2 protein-coding genes and 1 pseudogene are annotated in these 2,830 nt (G+C 64.6%); 2 read left to right on the top strand and 1 reads right to left on the bottom strand.

From position 1 onward, the window contains the following. Nucleotides 1–392 (bottom strand): globin (locus ABWP50_RS12655; RefSeq protein ID WP_353218345.1); only part of this gene is annotated, 392 nt, incomplete at its 3' end. A 156-nt stretch (nucleotides 393–548) separates the two neighbouring features. Between ABWP50_RS12655 and argS the strand changes: the two genes are divergently transcribed. Both argS and ABWP50_RS12645 read left to right on the top strand, forming a co-directional pair. After that, nucleotides 549–2,285 (top strand): arginine--tRNA ligase, encoded by a 1,737-nt coding sequence (gene argS / locus ABWP50_RS12650; RefSeq protein ID WP_353218344.1) that lies wholly within the window; start codon nucleotides 549–551, stop codon nucleotides 2,283–2,285. A gap of 36 nt (nucleotides 2,286–2,321) precedes the next feature. Continuing rightward, a pseudogene (locus ABWP50_RS12645) lies at nucleotides 2,322–2,830 on the top strand (hypothetical protein); the annotation flags it as partial.

The following is a 2,830-nucleotide window of genomic DNA, read 5'->3' as shown; positions in this document are numbered from 1 at the left end:
TTTGCGATCCCAATGGTTTGCGCCCAGGCTGCTGCCATCTCGCCCGTAAATTCCGGCCCGCAGGCATCCTGGATCACATCGGCAATGATGGGCAGAAAATCGCCAAACACCGCCGGCGCAATGCCATAGGCGTGGTGATTGGACAGTTCGGTGGCCAGAAACTGCGCGCCCCAGGTGCCGCCGATCACGCCATTGGCGCCGGCCAGATCAAGGATGACCTCAAAGCTGCGCGCCAGCATCTCGCCGCGCACACTGCCCGATGTGTCTCGCCAGAATTCGCGTTCCATGGCGGGATGCACCGCAAACAAGCGCGCATAGACCGAAGTCACCGGATCGCCGCCGCGATCGGCAGCAATGTCGAGGCTGGCAGACAGGGCATCGAATATGGTCATGGCGCATTCTTGAAACCACACGGCTGGCGCGGCAAGCCTGAGCGCGCCAACAACGCGCCGCCAGCAGCCGGCAGGCAATGGACGCGGTGATGGACGTGGTGGGGGGCAGGCGTTAGAGCTTGGTCGAACCTCCTCCGCCAAGAAGTGCCCATTGCCGTGAACCTGTTTGCCGATTTTGCTGCCATCATCCACAGCGCGCTTGCCGATCTGACCGCGGCCGGCACGCTGCCGCCGGGCCTGTCGTTTGCCAATGTCACCCTTGAACCGCCGCGCGACGCCAGCCACGGCGATCTGGCCACCAATGCCGCCATGGCGCTCGCCAAGCCAGCGGGCAGCAACCCGCGTGTGCTGGCCGAGGCGCTCGCCGCCGTGCTGCGCACCAAGCCAGGCATTGCCGCTGCCGATGTCGCCGGGCCGGGCTTCATCAATCTCAAATTGGCCGACAATGTGTGGCACGCGCAGGCACAGGCCATGCTGGATGAAGGCGCTGATTATGGCCGCAGCATTGTGGGCCAGGCCAAGCGCATCAATGTCGAATATGTGTCGGCCAATCCCACCGGGCCGATGCACATGGGCCATTGCCGCGGCGCCGTGGTGGGCGATGCGCTGGCCGGCCTGCTGGAATATGCCGGCTGGGACGTGACCCGCGAATATTATATCAACGATGCCGGCGGCCAAGTCGATACGCTCGCAAGGTCGGCGCATCTGCGCTACCGCGAAGCGCTGGGGGAGGCGATTTCCATCCCGGAAGGCCTGTATCCCGGCGATTATCTGGTGCCGGTTGGCCAGGCCTTTGCTGCTGAATTCGGCGATGCCTATGCCCATGCGCCCGAAACCGACTGGCTGGTGCTGTTTCGCACCCGCACTGTGGCCCTGATGATGGAGCGGATCCGCGCCGATCTCGCGCTGCTCGGTATCAAGCAGGATGTGTATTTTTCCGAAGCCTCGCTGGGCGCGCGGGTGCAGGAGGCGCTGGATACGCTGACCGCCAAGGGCCTAATCTACGAAGGCGTGCTAGAAAAGCCCAAGGGCGAGGCTGCCGATGATTGGGAAGCCCGGCCGCAAACACTGTTCCGGTCAACGCAATTTGGTGACGATCAGGACCGCGCCATGCGCAAATCCAACGGCAATTGGACCTATTTTGCTGGCGATGTCGCCTATCACTGGGACAAATTGGTCCGCGGACCGGCAGCACTGGTGCCGGCAGCACTGGTCAACGTGTTCGGCGCCGATCATGCCGGGTACGTCAAGCGCATGACGGCGGCGGTGAGCGCCTTGAGCGACGGGCAGGTGCCGCTGGACATCAAGATCGTCAATCTGGTCAAGCTGCTGCGCGGCGGTGAACCGGTGAAAATGTCGAAGCGGGCTGGCAATTTCGTCACGCTGGACGAAGTGATCGAGGAGGTCGGCAAGGACGTCGTGCGCTTTGTGATGCTGACCAAGCGGCCGGAATCGATGATGGATTTCGATTTTGCGCATGTGGTTGAACAAAGCCGCGAAAATCCGGTGTTCTATGTGCAATATGCCCATGCCCGCATCGCATCGCTGGGCCGCAAGCTGGCTGAAGCCGGCATCGACTTGCCGCCGCCCGATCTGACGCTGCTGGACGCGGACGAGCTGGTGCTGGTGAAGATGGCGGCCAATTTCCCGCGCATCATCGAACAGGCCGCCGAAGCCCGCGAACCGCACCGAATCGCGTTTTACCTTGGTGATCTGGCGGCGGCCTTTCACAGCCAGTGGAATGCCGGCAATGACGATGCATCCCGCCGCTTTGTGCGCGCCGATCGCCCCGATTTGACCGCGGCGCGGCTGGCGATGGCACGCGCTGCCGGGCAAGTGATCAAGAACGGCCTGGCGGTGATCGGTGTCGCCGCCGCCGAAGAACTGCACTGATGGCACTGATGGCACTGATGGCTCGGAGCACCCGCGATGCGTGATGAAGATGCGCCCTGGCTGGCCGAAGCCGCCCCGCTGAACCAGTCGAACTCGGCGGCGCAGCGCCGCCCGGTGCTCAATATCGCCATTGCCGTGCTGGCGCTGGGCGCGATTGCCGCTGTCGGCCTGCTCATGATGCTTGGCGGCAAGGACGGCGGCAACGGCCAGGGCTATATGGAAGCCAGCCAGGCGCCATTGATCGAAGCGGATGCTGGCCCGTACCGCGTGGCCCCGGCGGATCGGCAGGGACTGGAGCTGGAAGGCGACGGCGACGTGATCTATGACGCGGTGCGCGGCGACGATGTGCAAAGCCAGATCGATATGAACGCCGTGCCGGAAGAGCCGATTGGCCGGCCGCGCGATCTGCTGCCGCCCGGCGCCAGCGCGCCGCCGCCGCAGGTGCCGGCAGGCAGCCAGCCAGTGACGGTGCAGGTGTTGCCCGCGCAGCCGAGCGTTGCCGCGCCGTCTGTCACCCAAGCCAGCCCAGCGCAACCAGCCGCCGC

The organism is Sandarakinorhabdus sp. (assembly GCF_040398645.1).
Lineage (GTDB): Bacteria > Pseudomonadota > Alphaproteobacteria > Sphingomonadales > Sphingomonadaceae > Sandarakinorhabdus.
This window is presented reverse-complemented; position numbering and strand designations above follow the sequence as displayed.